General features: G+C 66.6%; 24 protein-coding genes. 11 read left to right on the forward strand and 13 right to left on the reverse strand.

Annotated elements, in window-relative coordinates:
• Together L810_RS48075 and L810_RS07985 are read left to right on the forward strand one after the other, a co-directional pair.
• A partial coding sequence (locus L810_RS48075; protein WP_042973763.1) for an NmrA family transcriptional regulator occupies nt 1–548 on the forward strand: 548 nt, incomplete at its 5' end.
• Nucleotides 545–1030, forward strand: a complete 486-nt coding sequence (locus L810_RS07985) for an anthrone oxygenase family protein (RefSeq protein WP_021157853.1) — start codon at nt 545–547, stop codon at nt 1028–1030. The genes L810_RS48075 and L810_RS07985, both read left to right, overlap by 4 nt.
• A 25-nt stretch (nt 1031–1055) precedes the next feature.
• Here L810_RS07985 and L810_RS07990 read toward each other — a convergent pair whose 3' ends face one another.
• A complete protein-coding gene (locus L810_RS07990) occupies nt 1056–1856 on the reverse strand; it encodes an AraC family transcriptional regulator (protein WP_042973765.1) in 801 nt (266 codons plus the stop codon).
• A gap of 90 nt (nt 1857–1946) precedes the next feature.
• On the opposite strand from L810_RS07990, the gene L810_RS07995 reads away from it, so the two are divergent.
• Entirely contained in the window at nt 1947–2855 is a 909-nt protein-coding gene (locus tag L810_RS07995) for a DMT family transporter (RefSeq protein WP_021157855.1), read from the forward strand.
• A 26-nt stretch (nt 2856–2881) separates the two neighbouring features.
• Complete coding sequence (locus L810_RS08000; protein ID WP_051392195.1) at nt 2882–3829, forward strand: ATP-binding protein; 948 nt, start codon at nt 2882–2884, stop codon at nt 3827–3829.
• Between the two features lie 8 nt (nt 3830–3837).
• On the opposite strand, the gene L810_RS08005 is transcribed toward L810_RS08000, so the two are convergent.
• From L810_RS08005 to deoC, 4 genes are all read right to left on the reverse strand, one after another.
• Complete coding sequence (locus tag L810_RS08005; protein WP_021157857.1) at nt 3838–4704, reverse strand: DUF2071 domain-containing protein; 867 nt, start codon at nt 4702–4704, stop codon at nt 3838–3840.
• A 109-nt stretch (nt 4705–4813) separates the two neighbouring features.
• The gene (locus L810_RS08010; protein WP_042973794.1) at nt 4814–5455 is read right to left on the reverse strand and encodes an ankyrin repeat domain-containing protein; all 642 of its coding nucleotides are present in this window, start codon (nt 5453–5455) and stop codon (nt 4814–4816) included.
• 93 nt (nt 5456–5548) lie between these two features.
• The gene (locus L810_RS08015) at nt 5549–7051 is read right to left on the reverse strand and encodes a catalase (RefSeq protein ID WP_175895352.1); all 1503 of its coding nucleotides are present in this window, start codon (nt 7049–7051) and stop codon (nt 5549–5551) included.
• Between the two features lie 383 nt (nt 7052–7434).
• Nucleotides 7435–8115 (reverse strand): deoxyribose-phosphate aldolase, encoded by a 681-nt coding sequence (deoC, locus tag L810_RS08020; RefSeq protein ID WP_021157861.1) that lies wholly within the window; start codon nt 8113–8115, stop codon nt 7435–7437.
• A 146-nt stretch (nt 8116–8261) separates the two neighbouring features.
• Here deoC and deoR point away from each other — a divergent pair, with 146 nt between their 5' ends.
• Nucleotides 8262–9032, forward strand: coding sequence for a DNA-binding transcriptional repressor DeoR (gene deoR, locus L810_RS08025; protein ID WP_021157862.1), 771 nt, complete (start codon nt 8262–8264; stop codon nt 9030–9032).
• A gap of 34 nt (nt 9033–9066) precedes the next feature.
• On the opposite strand, the gene L810_RS08030 is transcribed toward deoR, so the two are convergent.
• The 6 genes from L810_RS08030 to L810_RS08055 all read right to left on the reverse strand — a co-directional run bounded on the left by L810_RS08030 (nt 9067) and on the right by L810_RS08055 (nt 15510).
• A complete protein-coding gene (locus L810_RS08030; protein WP_021157863.1) occupies nt 9067–10119 on the reverse strand; it encodes an aldose 1-epimerase family protein in 1053 nt (350 codons plus the stop codon).
• A 2-nt stretch (nt 10120–10121) separates the two neighbouring features.
• Nucleotides 10122–11495, reverse strand: coding sequence for an L-fucose:H+ symporter permease (fucP, locus tag L810_RS08035; protein WP_021157864.1), 1374 nt, complete (start codon nt 11493–11495; stop codon nt 10122–10124).
• Nucleotides 11496–11536: 41 nt separating this feature from the next.
• Entirely contained in the window at nt 11537–12463 is a 927-nt protein-coding gene (rbsK, locus tag L810_RS08040; RefSeq protein ID WP_021157865.1) for a ribokinase, read from the reverse strand.
• A gap of 348 nt (nt 12464–12811) precedes the next feature.
• Nucleotides 12812–13489 (reverse strand): HD domain-containing protein, encoded by a 678-nt coding sequence (locus L810_RS08045; RefSeq protein WP_021157866.1) that lies wholly within the window; start codon nt 13487–13489, stop codon nt 12812–12814.
• Nucleotides 13490–13741: 252 nt separating this feature from the next.
• Nucleotides 13742–14599 carry a PhzF family phenazine biosynthesis protein gene (locus L810_RS08050; RefSeq protein ID WP_021157867.1) on the reverse strand — a complete coding sequence of 286 codons (858 nt, stop codon included), beginning with the start codon at nt 14597–14599 and terminating at the stop codon, nt 13742–13744.
• 92 nt (nt 14600–14691) lie between these two features.
• Nucleotides 14692–15510 (reverse strand): TrmB family transcriptional regulator, encoded by an 819-nt coding sequence (locus L810_RS08055; protein ID WP_021157868.1) that lies wholly within the window; start codon nt 15508–15510, stop codon nt 14692–14694.
• A gap of 139 nt (nt 15511–15649) precedes the next feature.
• On the opposite strand from L810_RS08055, the gene L810_RS08060 reads away from it, so the two are divergent.
• From L810_RS08060 to L810_RS08070, 3 genes are all read left to right on the forward strand, one after another.
• Nucleotides 15650–16015 carry a RidA family protein gene (locus tag L810_RS08060; RefSeq protein ID WP_021157869.1) on the forward strand — a complete coding sequence of 122 codons (366 nt, stop codon included), beginning with the start codon at nt 15650–15652 and terminating at the stop codon, nt 16013–16015.
• The gene (locus L810_RS08065; protein WP_021157870.1) at nt 16012–17217 is read left to right on the forward strand and encodes an MFS transporter; all 1206 of its coding nucleotides are present in this window, start codon (nt 16012–16014) and stop codon (nt 17215–17217) included. The genes L810_RS08060 and L810_RS08065 overlap by 4 nt, the downstream gene beginning before the upstream one ends.
• 281 nt (nt 17218–17498) lie before the next feature.
• Entirely contained in the window at nt 17499–18188 is a 690-nt protein-coding gene (locus L810_RS08070; protein ID WP_021157871.1) for an NUDIX hydrolase, read from the forward strand.
• 247 nt (nt 18189–18435) lie between these two features.
• Here the strand turns inward: L810_RS08070 and L810_RS08075 are convergent, their stop codons facing one another.
• Nucleotides 18436–19407: an AraC family transcriptional regulator gene (locus L810_RS08075; protein WP_042973767.1), complete on the reverse strand. Its 972-nt coding sequence runs from the start codon at nt 19405–19407 to the stop codon at nt 18436–18438.
• A 94-nt stretch (nt 19408–19501) separates the two neighbouring features.
• Here L810_RS08075 and L810_RS08080 point away from each other — a divergent pair, with 94 nt between their 5' ends.
• From L810_RS08080 to L810_RS08090, 3 genes are all read left to right on the forward strand, one after another.
• Nucleotides 19502–20332 (forward strand): oxidoreductase, encoded by an 831-nt coding sequence (locus L810_RS08080; RefSeq protein WP_021157873.1) that lies wholly within the window; start codon nt 19502–19504, stop codon nt 20330–20332.
• 272 nt (nt 20333–20604) lie between these two features.
• Entirely contained in the window at nt 20605–21405 is an 801-nt protein-coding gene (locus L810_RS08085; protein WP_021157874.1) for a phosphodiesterase, read from the forward strand.
• Nucleotides 21406–21645: 240 nt separating this feature from the next.
• Nucleotides 21646–22392: an immunity protein Imm33 domain-containing protein gene (locus tag L810_RS08090; protein WP_042973768.1), complete on the forward strand. Its 747-nt coding sequence runs from the start codon at nt 21646–21648 to the stop codon at nt 22390–22392.
• A 146-nt stretch (nt 22393–22538) separates the two neighbouring features.
• On the opposite strand, the gene L810_RS08095 is transcribed toward L810_RS08090, so the two are convergent.
• Complete coding sequence (locus L810_RS08095) at nt 22539–22943, reverse strand: nuclear transport factor 2 family protein (protein WP_021157875.1); 405 nt, start codon at nt 22941–22943, stop codon at nt 22539–22541.
• Nucleotides 22944–22954: the final 11 nt, after the last annotated feature.

A 22954-nucleotide genomic window follows, 5' to 3' on the forward strand; every position in this document is an offset into this window, starting at 1 on the left:
CCGGGCGCGGCGAGCCGCGCGCGCAGGCTGCGGAGGCCGCGCTGCAGGCGTCGGGCGTGGGCTGGGGCGTGGTGCGCGCGAGCTGGTTCAACCAGAACTTCTCCGAGGGCTACCTGATCGACGGCGTGCTGGCCGGCGAAGTCGCGCTGCCGGCCGGCGCGGTGCGCGAGCCGTTCGTCGATGCGGACGACATTGCGGACGTCGCGGTGGCCGCGCTCACCGAGGCGCGCGTCGCGAACCGCGTGATCGAGGTCACGGGCCCGCGCGCGCTGACGTTCGCCGAAGCGGTCGGCGAAATCGCGCGGGCCGCCGGCCGGCCGGTCGTCTATCGCGAGATTCCGGCCGATGCGTTCTTGGCCGGATTGCGCGAGGCCGGCGTACCGGAGCCGGTCGCCGCGCTGCTCGACGATCTGTTCGGCGTGGTGCTCGACGGGCGCAACAGCGCGGTGACGGACGGCATCGAAGCGACGCTCGGGCGGCCGGCACGCGACTTCGCCGACTATGCGCGCGCGACGGCCGCGACCGGCGTGTGGAGCGCACGATCATGATCGCGTTCGTGACGCCCGTCCTGCTGTGGGGCTCGGCCGTCGGCTGCGGGCTGATGGCCGGCGTGTACTTCGCGTTTTCGGCGTTCGTGATGACGTCGCTCGGACGGATCGCGCCGCAAGCCGGCGTGGCCGCGATGAACGCGATCAACGTCGACATCGTGCGTTCGCCGTTCATGCCGCTGTTCCTCGTCACGACGCTGATGGCGCTGGCACTGGTCGTGATCGCGCTGCTCGATCGCGGCCAGCCGGGGGCGATGGCCGCGCTCGCGGGCGGCGTGCTGTACGTGTTCGGCATGTTCGCGGTGACGATGGCCGTCAACGTGCCGCTCAACGATGCGCTCGCCGCGGCCGATCCGTCGACCGCGCCCGGCGCCGCGCTGTGGACGCGTTACGTGAACGACTGGACGAGGTGGAATCACGTGCGCACGGTCGCGTCGGCCGCCGCGTGCGTGTTCTTCATCGCGGGGATCGCGGCGCGGTAGCGCCCCCGTCGCGCACAGCCGCGCGCTACGCGTAAAACGCCGACGGCGACACCCCGAAATGCCGCTTGAACATCGCCGAGAACGCGCTCTGGCTGCTGTAGCCGTGATCCATCGCGACGGTCAGCACCTTCTCGCCGTGCGCGAGGCGCTTGAGCGCGAGCAGCAGGCGGGCCTGCTCCCGCCAGCGGCGGAAGCTGAGGCCCGTCTCGCGCCGGAACGCGCGATGCAGCGTACGGACCGACAGGCCGAGCCGGTCGGCCCATTCGGCGATCGTGCGCGGATCGTCGGGCGCGGCGACGAGCGAGTCGCAGATCGTCCGCAGCCGTGCGTCGTGCGGCCACGGCAGATACAGCGGCAACAGCGGCGCGACCGTCACCTCGGCGAGCAGCAGGTGCATCAGGTGGTCGTGGCGCGAGCCCGGCGCGTAGTCGAGCGGCACGTCGACCGCGGCGAGGATCAGCTCGCGCAGCAGCGGATGCACTTCCACCACGCAACTGCGCGCGGGCAGGTGCTCGACCGTGCCCGGTTCGACGAACACGGTGCGCATCTGCACGTCGCCGCTCATCTGCACCGTGTGGTCGAGGCCGGCTTCGAGCCACACGCCGCGCGTGGGCGGCACGACCCACGACGCGCCTTCGGACTGCACGTGCATCACGCCCTCGATCGCATAGAGCAGTTGCGCGCGGCGATGGCAGTGCGTCGGTATCGACGTGCCGTGCGGGTACGCCGCCGCCATCGCCGACACGGGCATCGGCGTCGATTCGTAGCGCAGGTGCGCAAGCGGCGGGGTGGGCTCGAGTGTCCGATTGGCGACAGGTCCTGACATTTTGGCGTGAGACAGGCAGTTGGGCGGGCGGGCACGATGGCGTTCCGATTCACGCCCGCACCCTGTCACGATATTAATCCGTCAAACGCGATGAACAAGCCTCCTTTTCTGTTTCCCTTCTGCGCGATCGCGCTGTGGGCCGGCAACGTGGTCGTGTCGAAGCTGTCGGCATCGACGATCGACCCGTCGGCGATCACGTTCTACCGGCTGCTGCTCGCCGTCGCGCTGATGAGCGTGTTCACGCTGCGCCCCGCGTGGCGCAACCGCGCGGCGCTCGTCGCGCACCTGCCGAAGCTCGCGGTGCTCGGTTTTCTCGCGATGGCGCTGTTCCAGAGCCTGTCCTACGAGGCCGCAAAAACGACGAGCGCGACCAACATGGCGATCATCACGGCGCTCGTGCCGCTGATGACGATGGCGCTCAGCTCGCTGCTGCTCGGTGATCCGCCGGGGGCCGGCATGATCGGCGGCGGGGTGCTGTCGCTCGCGGGCGTCGTCTACCTGATCGCCGAGGGGCACCCGACGACGATCGCCGCGCGCGGCGTGCATGCGGGCGACCTGCTGATGCTGGCCGCGTCGGCCGCGTATGCGCTGTACGGCGTGCTGCTCAAGCGCTGGCGCATCGGCGTGCTGCCGGCGTGGCAGTCGACCTACGTGCAGGCGCTCGCCGCGCTCGTCTTCATGGTGCCGATGCTGCTGCGCTTGCCCGCGCAGGCGGCGTGGCCGACCCGCGCGAGCGTGCCGCTGATCCTGTATGCCGGCGTGCTGGCGTCGGTCGTGCTGCCGTACCTGTGGATGCAGGGCGTGCGGCTGCTCGGCCCGAGCCGCTGCGCGATGTTCATGAACCTGCTGCCGGTGATGACGGCCGGCGGCGCGATCGTGCTGCTCGGCGAATCGCTGCGGCTGTATCACCTGATCGGCGGCGGCGTGGCGCTCGTCGGCGTGGCGATCGCGCAGCGGTTCCCGTTCCACGCGAGTGCATCGCAGGGAGTACGGCAATGAGCGGCGACCGCGACATGCAGAACCTGATGGCCGTGGTGCCGGACGCGTGCGCATCCGTCGACGGTCCGGCGCTCGCGCACCAGCTCGAACGGATCGCGACCGCGCTCGAGGCACTTGCGGGCACCGGCCGCCCGGCGGCCGTCGATTTCGACGCGGCCGTCGCGTTCCGCTGGCGCGGTTTCGACGGCGGGCCGCGCACGGCGCCGCTCGAACCGGTCGCGGCGCCCGCGCTGACAACGTTCGATGCGCTGCGCAACGTCGAGCGCCAGGTGGCGATCGTCGAACGGAACACGCGGCAGTTCGTGCGCGGGTTCGCGGCCAATCACGTGCTGTTGACCGGCGCGCGCGGCACCGGGAAGTCGTCGATCGTGAAAGCGTGCCTGCACGCGTTCGCGCCGCACGGGCTGCGGCTGATCGAGGTCGGCAAGGAACGGCTCAGCGATCTGCCGGCGATCGTCGAGCTGGTGCGTGCGCGGCCCGAGCGGTACATCGTGTTCTGCGACGACCTGTCGTTCGAGGCCGGCGAGACCGGGTACAAGGAACTGAAGACGGTGCTCGACGGCTCGGTCGCGAGCGACCTGTCGAACGTGCTCGTGTATGCGACGTCGAATCGCCGCCACCTGATGCCCGAGCAGGCGAGCGACAACGCGAACGTGTCGCGCGCGGAGAACGGCGAGCTGCATCCGGGCGACGCGGTCGAGGAGCGGATTTCGTTGTCCGAGCGTTTCGGGATCTGGGTGACGTTCTACGGGTTCACGCAGGATGCGTACCTGGCCGTCGTCGAAAGCCGGCTCGTGGAAGCCGGGTTCGATGCGGAGCAGATCCGCGCGGCGCGCGAACCGGCGCTGCAGTGGGCGCTGGAACGCGGTGCGCGGTCGGGGCGGATTGCCGGGCAGTTCGTGCGGGATTACCTCGGGCGGCTGGCGGACGAACGCGACGCGGACGAACCCGCGCACGCGCGGCGCGCGGGTTGAGCGGGGCGTTACAACACCCGCTCCGACAACACGCGGAACGCCACATCCGGCACGACGAAGCACAGCGGTTCGCCGGTCGCGCCGATCCGCGCGAGGAAGGCGCCGCCGCCGACCGGTTCGACCGGTTTCAGCGGCCGGACCGCATCGATGTCGATCGGCAGGTCGATCGACGCATGGGCGAGGCCGTCGCAGTCCGCGACATGCGCGACGGCCGCGTGCTGCAGCGACAGGTAGGCGACGGCGTCGCGCCAGCCTCCGAAGAACGGCGCGAACGCGGCGGGTAGCGTGTCGTCGTTCGACACGGCCGCCGAGCAGTGGAAATCGGGCGCGCTTCCGGTCCCGCCTGACAGCAGCGTTCGATAACGTCCGTCCTGCACGGCATGGGTGAAGCGCGCGGCGAGATGCGACGGCAGCGCGTCGCTGAAGAGCCGGCTGCCGAGCGCATAGAGCGGATGATCGAACACGTTCTTCACGAACAGCACCGTGCGATCGGCCGGCACGTCATCCGGCAGCGCATCGACGTAAAGCCGCCAGTTGCTTTGCAGCGGCGACGGGAACACGCGTCGCAGCGGGCCGGCGATACGCGGGCCGAAATGGCGGTGCGCGTAGGTGAGGATCGTGAACGGCGTGCGGCCGTCGCGGCTCGCGAGCGTGACGCCGCGCGGCACCAGGTGCGCGACGGCGGCGACGTCGACCAGCCACGTGCAGTACACGACGTTCTCGACTTCGCTCGCGAGTTGCAGGAACGGCAGCCGCGACAGCAGCGCGCGGCGTGCGCGCAGCAGCGGGCGGCTCGCGACGAGCCGGTTGGCGAGGCGGCCGACGGGGCCGGCGGACGGGTAGACGAAGGCGTTGTCTTGGCGCATGACCGGCATTGTGCCGATGTCGCGGAGCGGGCGGAAGAGGCGCCTTCGTCGAAACGGTCGGTGCCTGCCTTTGCCGGTCGGAAATCATGCCGTTGAAGGCAGGTTCAAGGTCGAGCGGTCACGGCCTCGAGCGCAACGTCACATCGGCATTCGGTGTCGCGCCAACCTTTTCGAGTGCGGCCACCGCGGCGTCGTTGCCTTGCAGGATCGCGTTCTGCAGCGCGGTGCGGCCGAGCGCATCGACGTGATCGGGGTTCGCGCCGTGCGCGACGAGCACCGGCAGCATGTCGAGGCGGCCGAACAGCGCGGCGAACGACAGCGCCGTTTCGCCGGCGTGATTGGTCTGGTCGATCGGGCAGTGCGTATCGGCCAGCCGTTTCGCGATCGCGGTCTCGCCCTTGAACAGCGCGCCCATCAGGGCCGTGTTGCCGTGACGATCGCCGAGACACGGGTCCGCGCCGTTGCGCAGCAGATAGTCGAGCGTTGCAGGCTGGTCGCGATAGGCGGCCAGGATGACCGCCGTATAACCTTCGCGTGTCGTCGCGTCGATCGGATAGCGCGCGTCGACGAGTGCCTGCAGGATGTCGATGCGACCGAGGCGCGCGGCGGCGAACCATGCGTCGTCGTAGCGGCGCAGGTCGGCGTGCGCATCGGGGTGCGGCACGGCCGCCGGCGGTGCGGTTTGTGCGCAGGCCGCGAGCACGACGGCTCCGGCGATCGCGAGCGCGCGGGAGAGGGCGGTTCGGAGTCGATTCTTCATCAGCAATGCGCGCCGCGCGTGGACGCGCGGCGCAATCGGATCGATGGGTCGGGACGCGAAGGCCGCACCGGCAGCCTTCGCGGGATTACCCGATCAGTTCTCGACGAGTTTGTCGGCGAGCGATTTCACGCGGGTCAGGTCGGCGTGCGTGGCACGCGCCAGGCGCGTCCCGTAGTCCGCATCGGCCTTGTAGAAGTACGACAGCATCGCGTACTTGTTCGCGTCGTTCGTCACGTGGTTCAGGTCACCCGACAACGCGGTCACCAGATCCTGCCGCTCCTGCGCGGGCAGCGTGCGGTAGTACTCGCCCGCCTGCCGGAAGTTCAGCGTCTTGCGGATCGCGGCTTGTTGCGTCGTGCCGGCAAGCGGCGTCTGGACCGACTTGTACCGCGGGTTCTGCGCGAGTTCGTTCAGCGCCGACGGCTCGTAGTTCACTTCGCCCTTGCGGTCGCCGAAGTTCATCGCGCCGTCCTGGTTGTTGTTCGTGACGGGCACGCGCGGCCGGTTGATCGGCAACTGGTTGAAGTTCGCGCCGAGGCGGTACATCTGCGTATCGGCGTACGAGAACATCCGGCCCTGCAGCATCCGGTCTTCCGACGGCTCGATGCCCGGCACCATCCGCGACGGGGCAAAGGCGGATTCCTCGGTCGACTCGAAGTAGTTGTCCGGCACACGGTTCAGCGTCAGCGTGCCGATCTTGCGCTCCGGCACGCCGGTCCATACCTTGGTGTCGTCGAGCGGGTTGAAGTCGAACGCGTCGAGCTCAGACGGCTTCAGCACCTGGATGTAGAGATCCCACTTCGGCGCGTTGCCCGCCTTCAGCGCGCCGTACAGGTCGTTCGTCATCAGGTTCCAGTCGGCACCGATCGAACCGGGAATGTCCTTCGGCCGAAGCCCGTGCATCCCTTGCGCGCTCTTCCAGTGGAACTTCACGTACGTGTACTTGCCGTCGGCGTTGACGAACTTGAATGCGTGCACGCCGTAGCCGTCCATGTTCCGGTACGAATCGGGCATGCCCTCGATCGAGTACAGCCGGGTCAGCATGCTGGTTGCTTCGGGCGCGTGCGCGAAGAAATCGAACGCGAGGTTCGCATCCTGCACGCCGGTGACCGCGCTCGGCTTGTTCGCATGGACGAAGTCCGGGAACTTGATCGCGTCGCGGATGAAGAAGATCGGCAGGTTGATCCCGACCAGATCCCAGTTGCCCTGTTCCGTATAGAACTTCACGGCGAAACCGCGCGGATCGCGCGCCTGCTCGGGCGAGCCGCGATAACCCATCACGGTCGAGAAGCGGACGAACACGGGCGTTTTCGTGCCGGGCGTGAAGACCTTGGCCGTCGTCAGTTCGCTGATGTCGGCGCTCGGCACGAATTCACCGAACGCGCCGGTGCCGCGGGCATGCACGACACGCTCTGGGATGCGTTCGCGATCGAAGCGCTGGAGTTTTTCGATGAGATGCGAGTCTTGCAGGAGCACCGGCCCGTTCGGCCCGGCTGTCTGCGAATTCTGGTTGTCGCCGACGGGCGAGCCGTTGTCGCGCGTCAGTTCGGCAGCGTGTGAGGAAGAGGCCAATGCGACGCAGGCCGCGGCAATCATGCTCTGCAAGAAGCGATTCGCGGTGTTTGACATATCGATGAGGTTCCTTGGATGAAATTCGGGGGAAGACCCCGCCGAACTGTAGTCTCGTCGACATGCGCGATGCCAATTGAATCTCTCTAATTGAGTGATAGGGGATCGTTTGTTCTTGCTGTTGATTCGGTTAACTAAGTTATTTTATGGCTGGCCTCCGGGTGGCAGACTAACCCGATACGGGCCGGGGATGCTCCATCGATCTGAAGCAGCGCAGTACGTGCATGGAACCGGATCGACGACGCGACGACCATGCCGACTGCCATGCCGCTGAAAATGATCGACAACGCGCGCGGTAGCAGCGGCGGCGGCGCGAAGCGCACCACCGCAGCCGTCAGCGCCCCGCGTCGTCAATACGCCGATTCGCCGCCGCCCTGGTCGGTGACGATCGCCACCCCCGAGGTCGTGCCGAGCCGCGTCGCGCCGGCCTCGATCATCGCCAGCGCGGCCGCGCGGTCGCGCACGCCGCCCGAAGCCTTCACGCCGAGCACGGGGCCGACCGTGCGGCGCATCAGCGCGACATCCGCGAGCGTCGCGCCGCCGTGGCCGAACCCTGTCGACGTCTTCACGAACGCGACGCCGAGATCGCGGCACATCTCGCACACGCGCACCTTCTCGTCGTCGGTCAGCAGCCCCGTTTCGAGGATCACCTTGAGCGGCACCGCACCGCAGGCGCGGTGCACGGTGTCGATGTCGGCCTTCACGTCGTCGGCGCGGCCGCTCTTCAGCGCGCCGATGTTGATCACCATGTCGATCTCGCCGGCGCCCGCCGCGATCGCGGCGGTGGCTTCGAATGCCTTGGCGACCGACAGCCCCGCGCCGAGCGGAAAGCCCACCACGGCGCAGACGAGCACGCCGGTATCGGCCAGCTCGCGCGCGGCGAGCGGCACGTTCGCCGAATTCACGCAGACCGAGTAAAAGCGATGCTCGGCCGCCTGGCGGCAGAGGTCGCGGATCTGCGCGTCGCTCGCGTCGGGCGCGAGCAGCGTGTGATCGATGGTTTGAGCGAGTTGGGCATTGGAAAGCGGCATGTTTCAGGACTCCACGGATCGTGTGCCGGAAGGGCACACGGAAAGTTGATGTTTTCACATCGGTTTGTTACAAATACGACATTCCGGCCGGGCCCGCGCGCTCGGCACGACAAGCGACGGACGCGGCGCGCACGCAGGATACTGGCATGGAAACGAAGAAGGGCGAACGAATCAAGACGCTGATGAACGTCCTGCAAGGGCAGAACGCGATTCATCTGAAGGAAGTCGCCGAGCTGTTCGGCGTATCGGAAATGACGATCCGCCGCGATCTCGCGGACAACCCGCACGGCCTCAGCCTGATCGGCGGCTACGTGACCCGCCACTTCGCCGCGCAGCGCAGCGACATCGGCGAGTACGTGGTCAGCGCCGAGAACAACCGGCAGACGGAGGAGAAGCGCCGCATCGGCAAGCTGGCCGCGCAGTTCGTGACGACCGGCGACACGATTTTCGTCGACTGCGGCTCGACCACGCCGTTCGTCGTCGACTTCATTCCGGACGACCTCGAATTCACCGCCGTCTGCAATTCGCTGAACGTGTTCGCGAAGCTGCAGCAGAAGCCGCATTGCAGCGTGATCCTGTGCGGCGGTGCGTACCATCGCAAGAACATGGTGTTCGAGTCGGTGGCCGAGACGGGCATCCTCGATACCGTGCGCGTGTCGAAGGCGTTCATCTCCGCAGCCGGCGTGAGCGACCGCTGCGGCGTGACCTGCTTCAACTTCCACGAAGTCGACGCGAAGAAGAAGGTGATGGAACGCGCGCAGAACCGCTTCCTGCTCGTCGACCACACGAAGTTCGACGAAGTGCGCGCGGCTTATTTCGCCGAGCTGACCGACTTCAACTACGTGATCTCGGACGGGCAACTGAGCAGCCGCTACGAAACGGCGATCCGCGAACACGGGATCGCGCTCGTGACCTGACGCCGCGCGGGCGGGCATCGCGCTTTGCATCGCCTCAGGCATGGCGGGCTTCCGCCGCGCTCAGGTAGCCGGTGACGACTTCGAAGCGGCGCGTCGCGCCCGGCGCGAGGGTCGCGACATGGCCCTTGCGGCGTTCGGCCTGATAACCCTCCGGCTCGCAGGTCGACGGCAGCGCGAACGCGGCGACCTGCTGGTCCGCGTTGTGCAGGATCCACCGCGTCGCATGCGGGAATTGCTCGGGGCGGTACGCGGTGTGGAATGCGCCGCCGTCCGGATGCTCGAGCCGGAAATGCGCGACGCCGCCGGCATCCGTTTCCGCATCGTTCATGAAGAACACGATCTCCGGGTCGTACAGCGCGGGCGCATCGAGCGTGTGAAGCCGTTGCGGTTCGCGCGCGAGCGTGGCCGTGTAGTCGCGCCACGCGGCGGTCGGCTTCACGTGCGCGGGCACGCTGTCGCGCAGCCGCAGCCCGTTGTGCGGCAGCGACTGCACGAAACGGCCGCCGGGCACGTACGCGTAGTTCAGGTGCGCCATGTACATCAGGTCCATCGGCGTGCCGCCGAGATTCGTCACGTCCATCGAGATCGTCATCTGCGCGTCGTGCTCCGTGAGCCGCACCGACGGACGCGCCATGTAGTGGCTGCCGAAACCCTGCACGAATTCGTACTCGCCGGTCACTTCGACGAACGCACCGCGCGCATCCGCGCCGATGACCAGGCTCGCGCGGTCCATCGGCGCGCACGGCATCTCGCCGTGCAGCGCGTGCGTGTCGTCCGGCCCCGGGCAGCCGTTGCGCAGCAGCCCGCTGTGGAACATGAAGCAGCCGTAGGTATCGATGATCGAAGCCGCGCGTTTCGGTTGCCGGAACATGTGCTTCATCGTCAGGTCGCGGCCGTCGAACGCGGCGGCCCAGATCATCTGGCCGAGATACGGCAGCACGACGAGATGGCCGCGCCGGTTCTCGAGCTTCAGCGCCTCGACACCGGACGGATACGCGAACGCGGTGACGGTCAGGCCGTCGGTGCGGTACAGCGTGCGCGGCGTGTCGCGGAAGTCGTCGCGCCGCAGTTCGATTTCGCCTCGCATGCTCATGCTCCCGACGTGTTGCGCGTGGCGGCGTAGCGCGCGGATGCGTGGCCGTCGGCGGTTGCGTCGGGCGTCGCGGCCGGCAGGTGGCGCAGGCAGTAGAAGCCGTAGTAGACGATCACGACGAAGCAGGCGAGCGGCACGACGAACGCGAGCTGCATGTTGCCGCCGGTGTGGTCGGAGATCAGCCCCTGGATCAGCGGCACGACCGCGCCGCCGACGATGCTCATCACGAGGATCGAGCCGCCGTATTCGGTGTCCTTGCCGAGCCCGTCGATCGTGAGGCCGTAGATGGTCGGCCAGCACGGGCCGAGGAACACGCTCACGCCCACGGCCGCATAGACGGCCGTGATGTTGTGCACGCTGATCGTGTACGCGAGCAGCGCGATGCACAGGATGCCGTAGACGATCAGCACCTTGGCCGGGCCGACGCGCTTCATCACGAGCGTGGCGACCAGCTTGCCGACGAAGAACGCGAAGAACGTCGCGAGCAGGTAGTGCGACGCGCCGCGCTCGGTGAGGCCGCCGATCTGCATCGCGAGCCGGATCGTGAAGCTCCACACGCCCACCTGCGCGCCCACATACAGGAACTGCGCGACGACGCCCGCGACGAAGCGCCGGTTGCCGAACAGGCGCGCGAGCGTGCCGCGCGCGTCGATCCGGTGCGTGGCCGCGCCGGGGCCGTTGCCCTTGCAGGCCGGGTAGGGCGTGAGCGCGAACACGATGAACACGGCGACGAGCACGACGATCAGCCACTTGTACGGCTCGAGCGTGGCCTGGATCATCGCGAGCTGGTGCACGTGGGCTTCGGCCGCCGACATCGCGGCAAGCTGCGCGTGCGACGCATCGCCTTCCTTGAAGATCAGGAAGCTGCCCATGTAGACGCCGGCCATCGCGCCGAACGGATAGAACGTCTGCGAGATGTTCAGCCGCCGCGTGCTGGTTTCGCGCGGGCCCATCAGCGTCGAATACGAGTTCGACGCGGTTTCGAGGAACGACAGGCCCGCCGCGATCACGAACAGCGCGACGAGGAACATCCCGTACTTCGCCATCGACGCGGCCGGGAAGAACAGCAGGCAGCCGGTCGTGTAGAGCAGCAGGCCGACCAGGATTGTCGTCTTGTAGCTGAACTTCTTCACGACGGTCGCGGCGGGAATCGCGAGGAAGAAGTAGCCGAGATAGAACGCGGACTGCACGAACGCCGATTCGAAATCGGACAGGAAGAACGACTTCTTGAACTGCGCGATCAGCACGTCGTTCAGGTTCGCGGCGGTGCCCCACAGCGCGAACAGGCAGCACAGCAGCGTGAAGGCGAAGAGCGGCGTGCGGTTCAGGTAATAGCCGTCGGGTGTGTGTTCGATTCTGGCTCGGCCCATGGGTGTCTCCTTCCTGGTTGTCTCGTCGATGAAGGCGCCGTTCAGATGCCGGCGTCGCGGAGGAAGCGTTCGAACGTCGCGGTGTCGGCGTACGACTTCTGCGTGCCGAGGCCCGTGACCGAATGCGCGGCATACGCGGACGCGTAACGCATCGCGTCGAGCGCGTTGCGCGATGCGGCGTAGCAGCGCGCGAAGCAGCCGATATAGGCGTCGCCGGCGCCCGTCGTGTCGCGCGCGTCGACCGGCACGCCGGGCACGTGCCGCACGCCGTCGCGCGAGACCAGCAGCGAACCGTCGCTGCCGAGCGTGACGAGCACGTGCTTCAGCCCGCGCGCGACCAGCGCTTCGGCGGCGCGTGCCGCGGTGTCGCGCGAATCGACCGGCATGCCCGACACGATCGCGAGCTCGGTTTCGTTCGGCACGAAGAATTCGACGGTGCGGATCCGCTCGAAATCGAGATCGGCGACCGCGGGCGCGGGGTTCAGCAGCACCGGAATGCCGTGGCGTGCGCCGAATTCGATCGCGTGATAGACGGTGTCGAGCTCGATCTCGAGTTGCAGCACGATCAGTGCGCATTCGGCGAGCTGCGGCGCGGCCGCGTCGATGTCGGCCGGCGTCAGGTGGCGGTTGGCGCCCTTGACGATCAGGATGCTGTTGCTCGAATCGGGCTCGACGAAGATCGGCGCGACGCCGCTCGGCACGCCGGCGACCTTGCTCACGTGCGTGGTGTCGATGCCTTCGCGCGCGAAGTTGCGGATCGTGTTGTCGGCGAACACGTCGTCGCCGACCTTCGTGACCATCACGACACGCGCGCCGAGGCGGGCGGCCGCGACCGCCTGGTTCGCGCCCTTGCCGCCGCAGCCCAGTTCGAAATTCGGCGCCTCGAGCGTTTCGCCCCGGGCGGGCATGCGTGCGACATAGGTCACGAGGTCGACCATGTTGCTGCCGATAACGGCGATTGTCTCCATCTGCGTCTCTTCCTTGGTATGGGGTGCGCCGCGCGGGTGGTGGGCGGCGGCATGCACGATGTGATAATAAAATCACATTGGATGTGAAAATGCAATCACATGATGTTTGAAGGGTTACGCATCGGCGCGCGATGCGGATGGGGCGGTTTCTCGGGGAAATCGACGTGTTGGCCGGTTTTGCCGTCGGATGTCGGATGAATTCGATGCGGCAAGGGCCCCGGCGCTGCGGAGCGCCGCGGCAGGAATGCCGTTCGGGTGTGGGGAGAGTCGCCGGGCGTGACGTGACGGGCCGGCTCGACCGATCCGGCGGAGGCGATGCGGTCGCTTTCGCGTGTTCTTGCCCGGCGCTTACGCGTACTCGGCGATCAGCGTATCGAGATTGCGCTGCGCGAGCGGTGTGAGCGGCGCGAATTCCGCCGATTGAAACAGCGGGGCCTGCGCGCGCAGGCGTTCAAGCGCCTGCTTGCGACCCTCGCGGAATGCAGCCGACGGCGCATCGGGGTCCTGTGCCCACTCGCATGCGATTGCGCGATCGTATTCGCGCAGTCGATCGGGCGCGGCCGCGACGATCGCGAGATCCGCGTCGAGAAAAAGCCGGCCGGCACGCTGCACGTCCGGGGCGGACGCGAACGCATCGGGCAGCCGGTGCGACTTCGTCGCGAGTACGAGATCGTGCGCAACGGATACATGCGATGCGTGCGCATGCAACCAGGATGCGCTGCAGTGTGCGTTCGTGACCTGCACGAGCCATTGCGCGCTGCGTGCTTCGTTGTCCGCATGATCCGGCAGCGTCGTCGCGTACACGAAGTCGTGCGCCCATACCGCAAGCTCGATCGCCGGCCACAGCGGTTCCGCGCGATATGGTGCGAGATGCGCGAACAGCTCGGCCAGGTGCGCGAGCGTGTGGTAGTGGCGTTGCGGTTCGCCATACGCGTGCTCGACGAGCGGCCAGACGGCGGCCGTGCCGAAGCAGGTATCGCAGGCGGCGTGCAGCGTGCGGGCGAGGTCGGGGGCGAGGGCGTTCATGAGCGGCGATCGGCTCGGGCTGGCGATGCGCGCAGCATAACAAACGCGGCGGCGTGTGCCGTGCTTGCTGCGTATCGATCCGGCGACAGCCGCGACCTTGTCGTCGGCATATCGCGGCGTGGCGGGCGGGGCGGCCGCACCGCATTTCCGATCCGGCGGTGGCCGGACGGTAGCGGCCGGTTCGTCATCGCAACGGGTTGCCCGCGCGCAGCGCGATGCTGAAGATCGCGACGATATTTCCGCCCGGCGCCCCTACACGTTGACGACGCCGCGCCCGAGTTCGATCACGCGCCCGCCGACACCGATCTTGCCGTCTGCACTGACCGACAATCGCAGCAGGCAAGGCCGACCGACGGCTTCGCCTTGCTCGACCTGAAACGCGGCGGGCAGGTCGCGTTTCATCGCAAGCAGCCACCCGCCCAGGTTCGCGCAGGCCGACCCCGTCCCCGGATCTTCCGACACGCTGCCTTGTTTCACGAAGAAGTAACGCGACACCACCGTGCCCGGACGCTCGGCATCGAACGCGAATACATACGCGGTCTTGCGGCCGAGGCTGCTGGTCGGCCAGACGCCGATGCCCGCGCTGTCGGGCTGCGCGCGGCGCACGGCGGCGGGGTCTTTCAGCGCGACGAGCAACTGGTCGGCGCCGGTATCGACCCAGATTGGCGGGGCGAGCAGGTCGTCTTCCGTCAGCCCCAGCAGGGCCGCCGTCCGGGCATCGGACAACTCGCAAGCCGCCGTCTTCGGCATGCCGGCATGCGGCGCGGTAAACGTCCACACATCGTCGCGCGCGCCGACGTCGACCACGCCGGCCTTGAATTCGAGCGCGAGTTCGTTGCCCGCGCCAAGAAGGTCGCGCACGACATGCGCGGTGCCGAGCGTCGGATGGCCGGCAAAGGCCATCTCGTAGCCCGGCGTGAAGATGCGAACCCGCGCATGCGCGCGCTCCGACGGCAGCACGAAGGTCGTTTCGGACAGGTTGAACTGCACGGCGAGCGCCCGCATGGTCGCGTCGTCCATGCCGCGCGCATCCTCGAATACGCAAAGCGGGTTGCCGCCGAACGTCGATTCGGCGAATACGTTCAGCAGGCGGAAGGCATAGGCGGTCATTGGACGCTCGCGTCAGTGTGGTGATTCACGTACCGGGGTGGAGTGCGCGCCGCGATGCACTCCGCGCGGGCAGCCGTGCAGGGTCGCATGGGTCAGCTCGCGTTGTCGAGCGGCGCAAGCATCGCCTGCATGTCGGGATGCTTCAGGACTTTCCGGTACTCCGCCGGGCTCATTGCATCGATCAACACGCGCCCGCTCACGTCCGCCTTGATGTACTCGACCGCGAGCAGCGCAATGACCGGGTTGGTCGTCAGGGTGGCGTGATCGGGCGAATGATCGCCGAATTCCGCCACCACGGCCTCGGTGTTGTCCGCCACGGCGACGGCGAGCCGGCGGCCGGACAGCCTGAGCCGCGCGCTGGCGCCGCATTTGGCCATGTCGTAGTGGCGCGGCCCGTTGAGCGTGCGATTGCCGTAAATCGCCACGTGCGTGTCGACGCCGCGTGCCGCGGCGGCCTCGAGCAGCGGCCCGAGGGCGTCGATCTCCTCGTCCCAGACGCCCGCGAAGATCTGGGTTTTCGCATTGACGATGACGCGCGCGAAGGCGCTGGCGATCGCTTCCCGCCCGCTCAGCGACCAGACGAGCCCCGGCTCCTGTTGAACCGGCAGCCGGTCGAGCGCGCCCGCGGCCGTTTCGAGATCCGCATTGAAGCGTTTGCGCAAATCCTCGAGCAACGACCGGTGGGGCACGGCCGCGTAGCGGACGGGCTCGGAACGGTTGACGAGCACCGCACCGCGCGCCTCCAGGCGGCCCAGCGTTTCATAGATCTTCGAAGGCGGCATGCCGGCGCGCCGGCCGACTTCCGCCCCCGTCAGCGCGGCCTGCCCGACGAGGGCCGCGTAGGCCTGCGCTTCGTACTGGGTGAATCCAAGCCGGATCAACGACGTGATCAGCTCCGTGTTTTCGCTCATGTGTATCGGCTCCGGCTCTTGCGCCCACGGCGACTCGCATGGGCTTGCTTGATTAACTACTGAAGTAGTATAAAATCGCTCGAACTTACTACCCAAGTAGTAGGCGATGCTTCTCAACCTGACTGGAGAGATCTTCAACATGCGAAAACGGATCAGCACCGGCTCCCCGTGGGAGCCCAAGGTCGGCTACTCGCGCGCGGTGGTCGTCGACAACACCATCTACATTTCGGGGACGGCCGGCAAAGGCGTGGACGTGTACGCGCAGACACGCGATGCGCTGGCGACGATCGACCGGGTGCTGGCGGACAGCGGGTTCTCGTTGTCCGACGTCGTCCAGAGCCGCCTGGTGGTCGCGGACTTCGACAACTGGGAAGCCGCCGCACGTGCGCACGGGGAGATCTACGGCGAAATCCGGCCGGCGTTTTCGCTGGTGCATGCGCTTCCGTTCGTCGATCCGGAGATCCTGGTCGAAGTCGAGGCGATCGCGGTCAGGCCCGCGGCATGACCGTCGCCGGCAACCGCGGGCCGCTGTCCCGCACCGCGACGGCCGTGCTTGCGCTGGCGGCCGGCGTGGCGATCGCCAACGGCTATGCGTTGCAGCCGTCGCTGTCGGCGATCGCGAGCGAGTTCGGGGTGGCGGCGTCGCGCATGGCGGCGCTCGCGTCCGTGACGATGCTCGGTTATCTGGTCGGCCTCGCCGTGCTGGTGCCGCTGGTCGACCGCTTCAGCCCGCGCGTGCTCGTCTCGATGCAGATGGGCGCGCTCGCGTTGTTGCTCGCGTGCGCGTCGTTGTCGCCCGGGCCGTTCGTGCTCGACGCCGCGTTTTTCCTGGTGGGCGCGGCAACGACGGTGGCGGCCCAATGCAGCGCCGTCGCCGGAAAACACGCGGATCCGCAACGGCGCGGCGTGGCGATGGGAGCCGTGTCGGCGGGCATTTCCGCGGGAATCCTGCTGAGCCGTTTCGCGGGCGGCGTGTTGTCGCAATGGTGCGGATGGCGCGGCGCGTTGCTCGTGCTGGCCGGATGCGTTGCGCTGGCCGCCGTCGGCGGTGCTGTGCTGTTGCCGGGCGGCCGGCCGGAAGGGCTGCCCGGCCGTGCGAACGCGATCGGTGCGATTCCGCGGTTGCTGCGCGACAGTGCGCCGTTGAGGCGTCGTACCTGCGCCGGCATGCTGTGGTTCTTCGCGTTCAACCTGGTCTGGGTGGGGCTCGCGCTTCGTCTGGCCGAGCCGCCGTATAACCTGGGTGCCGCCGCGATCGGTGCATACAGTCTCGCGGGCGTGCTGGGCCTCGGCGTGACGCGTGTTGCCGGAAAACTCGCCGATCGATTCGGCGATCGCGCGGTCATCCGGGGCGGGCTTGTCGTGGCGGCCGTGTCGACCTTGCTCCTTGCCGTTGCGCTCGGTCGTCCCGGATGGCTGGCTGCCGGGCTGGCGTTGTTCGATGCCGGTTGCTTTGCCGCGCAGGTCGCGAACCAGACGCGTGTCGTCGCGATTCAGCCGGCCCGGGCCGGGGCCTTGAGCGCAGCGTACCTGACGCTGTACTACGCGGCCGGTGCCGGCGGTGCCGTCGCGGCCGGGCTGCTCAACGCGCGGGTCGGGTGGGGCGCGATGATGATCGTAGCGGCAGCGGCCATCGCGGCGGCCGGGTGGATCGGTACCGCATCGGCGCGCATCGATGCGCGGAGCGAGCCGAGATCCGTCGCTTGAGCGAGGACGCGACGTGCGCGCGCGGTCGAACGGAATCCCGCTTTTTCGTGCATGATCGGTTTCTCCGTTGATCGACGGCGATCGGGTTTCGGCATTCAATCATCCGCAACGCCGGCGGATATCTTTAAGCCGGAGCAGACAGTCGCGCACCCGCGTGTGTCGTTTGCGATCGCATGCGAACACCGGTTCATCGGATCGACCGCAACGACGCCGTGCCCATGCAACGCGTGTCGGGTTCAGTGTCGTGCAGCGTGTGCAGGTGCCGCACGCAGGAGGCAGACATGGAACCAGACAGAGGCGTCGTGAATATCGGCGCCGGGTTGGCAGGCGCGCACGCGGAAGCCGGCTCGCCGCAGGCCGCGCTGGAAGCGATCGTCCGTGGCGTCGAAGGTTACGGCATTCCTGCCGGCACCGACTGGCCGACGGCGAAGCAATTCCTCGCGGACAACGACGGGCAGTGGAAATTCTCGGCGGTGCTGGTCGCGATCGTCGCGCGGCGCGAACCGACGATCCTGTTGACCCGGCGCGCGTCGAATCTCAGCGAATACTCGTCGCACGTGAGCTTTCCGGGGGGACGCCCGGCGGAGGCCGACCGCGATATCGGCGCGACCGCGTTGCGCGAGGCGTTCGAAGAGATCCGCCTCGCGCCCGGCGCGGTCCGCGTGGTCGGCAGCTTGCCGATCCATAAAACCAGGAAGCGCCACCACGCGATCTTTCCCGTGATCGGCATCGTGCCGGAAACGGCGACCTGGGAGGCGGCGCCCGCCGAAGTCGCGGAAATCTTCGAGTTTCCGTTCGCCGCGCTGCTGAATCCGGATCTGCCGCGCCAATACACGGACGGCGAACGCATGGGCGCGTGGTATTGGGCGGAGCAGACCCAGGACATCTGGGGCGTGACGGCCTTCATCCTGAATTCGCTCGCGGGCCTGGCACGCGATGCTACGCACGGCGAGCCGGCGCGTCGCGACTAGTTCATGCGCCGGGCCTGCGTCCGGCAAGGGTGATTCATGGAGATCGCGGAAGCGTTCGGCGACGACGGATTCGACATCCGTCGCCGCTATTTTGCGGCCGTCGCGATTCTGGTCGGCGTATTCATGTCCGCGCTCGACAGCGCGATCGCCGCGCTGTCGTTCTTGGCGAGCGTCGCGCGCATCTATCGGCAGCGGGGCCGGATGCGGCCGACGACATTCGGCGCGCGGGCCTGGCGCGGTACCCGATTCAATGCGACGACACGAACACCGCATCGTCGAATGCCGCCGGAATGGCGAAGCTCTCGCGCATGCGCTGCGTTTCCTTCGCCGGCGTCATGCCGAACAGGCGTTTGAATTCGCGGCTGAACTGCGACGGGCTCGTATAACCGACCGCGTAGCCGGCCGCCTCCGCCGTCAGGTCCTCGCGTACCATCAGCAACCGCGCCTGATGCAGGCGTGTCGACTTCAGGTACTGCATCGGTGATACCTGCGTGATTGCCTTGAAGTGGCTGTGAAAGCTCGGCACGCTCATGCCGGCAGCGTTGGCCAGTTGCGGCACGTCGAGCGGTTGCGCGTAATCGGCGTGAATCACGCGCAGCGACCGGCCGATCCGGCCGAACTGCCCGCGCATCGCCAGCGCGCTGCGCATCGCGCTGCCCTGCGCACCGGTGAGCACGCGGAAATACAACTCGCGCAGCAGCGCCGGGCCGAGCACCGCGGCATCGAGCGGCCGGCCCATCGCCTCGACGAAACGCAGCACCGACGCGTGCATCGTTGCATCCATCGGCGTCGACATCATGCTCCTGGGCGCCTGCACGGGCTCCGCGATCCCTTCGCGGTCGATCTGTGCCGCGAGTTCGGCGGCCATCGTGAAATCGAGGTGCAGATACAGCGCGAGCAGCGGGCGCTCGGGCGTGGCGTCGGTTTCCATGCTGAACGGCACGGGCACGGACACCGCCAGGTAGTGATGCTCGTCGTACAGATAGCGCTCGCCGCCGAAGTAGCCGCGCTTGCAGCCCTGGCACACGATCACGATGCCCGGGTCGTACAGCACCGGCGTGCGCGACAGCGCGCGGTTCGAACGCAGGATGCGCACGCTCGGCAGTGCCGTCAGGTTGTAGCCTTCGTCGGGCGCCAGCGCGCGCAGCAGCGTCACCAGGCGCTTCCGGTCGCGCGGCGGCAGCGATGGGGATCGGGCGGAAGCTGGCTCGGGGCTCATAGTTTTGTGCAAGAAAATCAGCGGAATCGGGCTTATTCGACGGGGTTCATCAGACTAGTATGCACGCTCCAATCGACATTCGGGAGAAGCTCACATGGCATCCGCAAACCTCATGCTCATTACCGGCGTCAGCAGCGGCTTCGGCCGCGCGCTCGCGCAAGAGGCGCTCGCGGCGGGTTACACGGTGGTCGGCACCGTGAGAAGCGCGCAGGCGGCGCAGGCTTTCGAAGCGCTGTCCGCGCGGGCATTCGCGCGGGTGCTCGACGTGACCGATTTCGATCGCATCGACGGTGTCGTGGCCGAAATCGAGGCGAACGTCGGGCCCGTCGACGTGCTGGTGAACAACGCCGGCTACGGGCACGAAGGGATCATGGAAGAAGCGCCGCTCGCGGAGATGCGCCGGCAGTTCGACGTGAACGTATTCGGCGCGGTGGCGATGATGAAGGCGGTCGTCCCGTTCATGCGCGAGCGGCGGCGCGGGCGCATCCTCAACATCACGTCGATGGGCGGCCACATCACGATGCCGGGCATCGCTTACTACTGCGGCAGCAAGTTCGCGCTGGAAGGCATTTCCGAAGCCGCCGGCAAGGAACTCGAGCCGTTCGGCATCGCGGTGACGGCCGTGGCGCCGGGTTCGTTCCGCACCGACTGGGCCGGCCGGTCGATGGTGCGCACGCCGCGCTCGATCGCCGATTACGACGCGATCTTCGACCCGATTCGCCAGGCGCGCGAGGAGAAGAGCGGCAAGCAACCAGGTGATCCGGTGAAAGCGGCGCGCGCGATACTCGCCGTCGTTGCGGCACAACATCCGCCGGCCCATTTGCTGCTCGGCAGCGATGCGCTGCGGCTCGTGCGCGGCAAACTCGCGGCGCTGGACGAGGAAATCCGGGCGTGGGAGGCGGTGACGGTATCGACGGATGGTTGAAGGGCGTAAGTCGAGATGTGAGCTGTTAGGCAGTCGGCGTCGGGTCGGGTCTGGGATTGCTTCGTCAGGGGGCGGGATCGGCGCAGAAGCGGTCTTTCGTGCTTCATCACCCAGCGCCTGCGTGTCATCCCGAATCAGCCACCCGGACGCACAATTGGGAGCGCGTGGAGCAAGGTCGTTGCCACAGAAAGGCTCTGTCGATGGGCGAATTTTGTCTGGCCCAGAATTTCTGTGATCCAAGTACCGGCAGGTCAAATTCAACGGAGCGCTGAATGACGGTCATCGCACAACTTTCGGATATTCATGTCCGGCCTCACGGTGTCCTATATCAAGACGCTGTGGACTCAAATGTCATGTTTTCGGCAGCCGTCGATTCGCTGAACCGCATTCGACCTGAGCCAGACCTGATTGTCATCTCAGGCGACCTTACGGACGAGGGCACCGAGGACGAGTATCAAAAACTTCGCGAATTGCTTGTCGAGTTGAGGCGACCGTTCGTGGTTCTGCCGGGTAATCATGACGACCGTGGCAATTTGCGAGCCGCGTTCTCGGATCACGCGTGGCTTCCGAACGAGGGTGCACTCTCGTTCGCGCTAGACGTGGGCGAACTACGCCTCGTGGCGTTGGACACCTCCGTTCCTGGACTACATCACGGCGAACTGGACGCCGAAACCTTGGTGTGGCTCGACAGTGAACTTACCGAGCATCGCAGTCGAACCGTGGTTATCGTCATGCACCATTCACCGTTCATGACCGGCATTCCTTATCTGGACATCTACGGGTTGCGAAATGCGGATGCATTTGCCAGGGTTCTTGCGCGGCATAGCAACGTAGATCGCATTCTTGCCGGGCACGTCCACCGGTCAATGCAGACGCGTCTTGGGAGCGTTCCGGTACTCACCTGCCCGAGCACGACCACCCAGATTGCGCTGCGCGTTGAAGCGGACGCGCAGCCCGCTTCTTTTCTCGAACCACCTGCATACATGCTGCATTGCTGGACAGGTCGCGGTCAGTCAGCGGTCTCCCACTTGTGTTACGTGGGGCATTTCGAAGGCCCGTTCCCCTTCGCGTAAGCGCCCTCGTCAAGTACACAGCGGTCGATGACGTACGAGGCATTCGCATGCTGTAGGCAGGCGGCGACCGCTTGTTACCACTGATCAGACATCTCGACTTTCGACGTCAAGCTCCGCAACGGGTTGCCTACCGCCGGTCGAGCCGCACCGAGCGCCAACCGGCGACTTCCGGCCAGCATTGGACCTTCGATATCATGGTCAGGATGGGCGACAATCGCCTGCCACCCAAGAACGTGAACTATGCTTTTTCGCTCGCTATTTCGATCGACCGGCTCGAAACAAGCTGCGCAGCAGCGGACCGATTCTATTCATAGAACCGTTGATTGCAAGCGGTTTGCCCATCCGGAATTCCAGATTCAGGTCACCAACGGTGCAATCCCCGATCAGGACATCAGTTGGCTGCTACGCTTCCTTGAGCAGCGTGTCGCCGACGGCGAGCGATTCCGCGCGGGCGAGACCCTGCAGATCGGCTGGATGCTAACGATGCTCGATGGAGGGGCGACAGACACACTGCGCATCACCGAACCCGATATGAAGGAGATTCCGATCAGGTTCATCGATTCCGTCAACAGCACGCTGATGCACCTGCGCAATCAGAAGGACTTGGTCGGAAGCGTCGCCACGGATCTGCAACCTGACTTTCCTTCGCTACGGCAAAGTGCAGTTGTGCACGCCGAATACAAGAGCGCATGTCGTGTACTGCTGACTCGTGATCTCGCTCATGAAACAGACTCTGGTTGGTCGCTCACAGATTTGAATGATGAACTTGGTTTGCAGAATCCCGGGCAATTCATCAGAATTTCGCTCTATCAATTGGGCGTAGATAGACCCGATTTGATCAAATTCTTTGCCTTGCCGCCGGGGCTGCAAGTTGCCGTCAATGATCCGCAGATTCGTGTGATAGGGCCTGACGGCGAGATGCAACCAATACCCGGCTCATTTCTCGAGGCGTTGAATAATCGCCACCTACAACGTCACAGTGAGTGACTGCTTCGGGAAAGGCGCGCTGTCCGCTTCGGGCCGAACTACGCCGCTCGCGCGTTGTAGAGCGGCCGCCAGCCGTGTTCGGCCAGCCGGGATGAAACATCGGCAGGCCGCTTCGATTGATCGAGCGGCCTTTCATCGTCATCTCTTCAATTGGGCTGCGCCGTCGAGAATGCGTGTGCCGCAGCCATCGTATCCAGTGCTTCGCGCAACAGCAGGATTTTGCCGTCGCGTGCCACCAGCCGCCCTGCGTACAACTGGCGATAGATTTTCCCCGTCGATGGAACGAGCGCTTCGACTTCATATTCGGCGAATACCTGCTCAGGCGTTTCGATCAGCAGCCGCACGTTTCGGAACGCAAAATCCGGCACTTTCGCGAGCAGCGAGGCAATGAAGCCTTCGATCGCTTTTGGCCCCTGTGCTCGCCCGTCAATGCCAAGCGACTTCAGATAAGGGAGTTCCAGCACACCATCGTCGGCAAACAGTGCGCCGGCTGCGCGTGGGTCGCGAATCGATTCGAGGTAAGCGAAAAGCAGTTGTTTGGCGTTGTTCATGATCGGCTCGA

It is taken from the genome of Burkholderia sp. AU4i (genome assembly GCF_000466765.1).
Classification (GTDB): Bacteria; Pseudomonadota; Gammaproteobacteria; order Burkholderiales; family Burkholderiaceae; genus Burkholderia; species Burkholderia cepacia.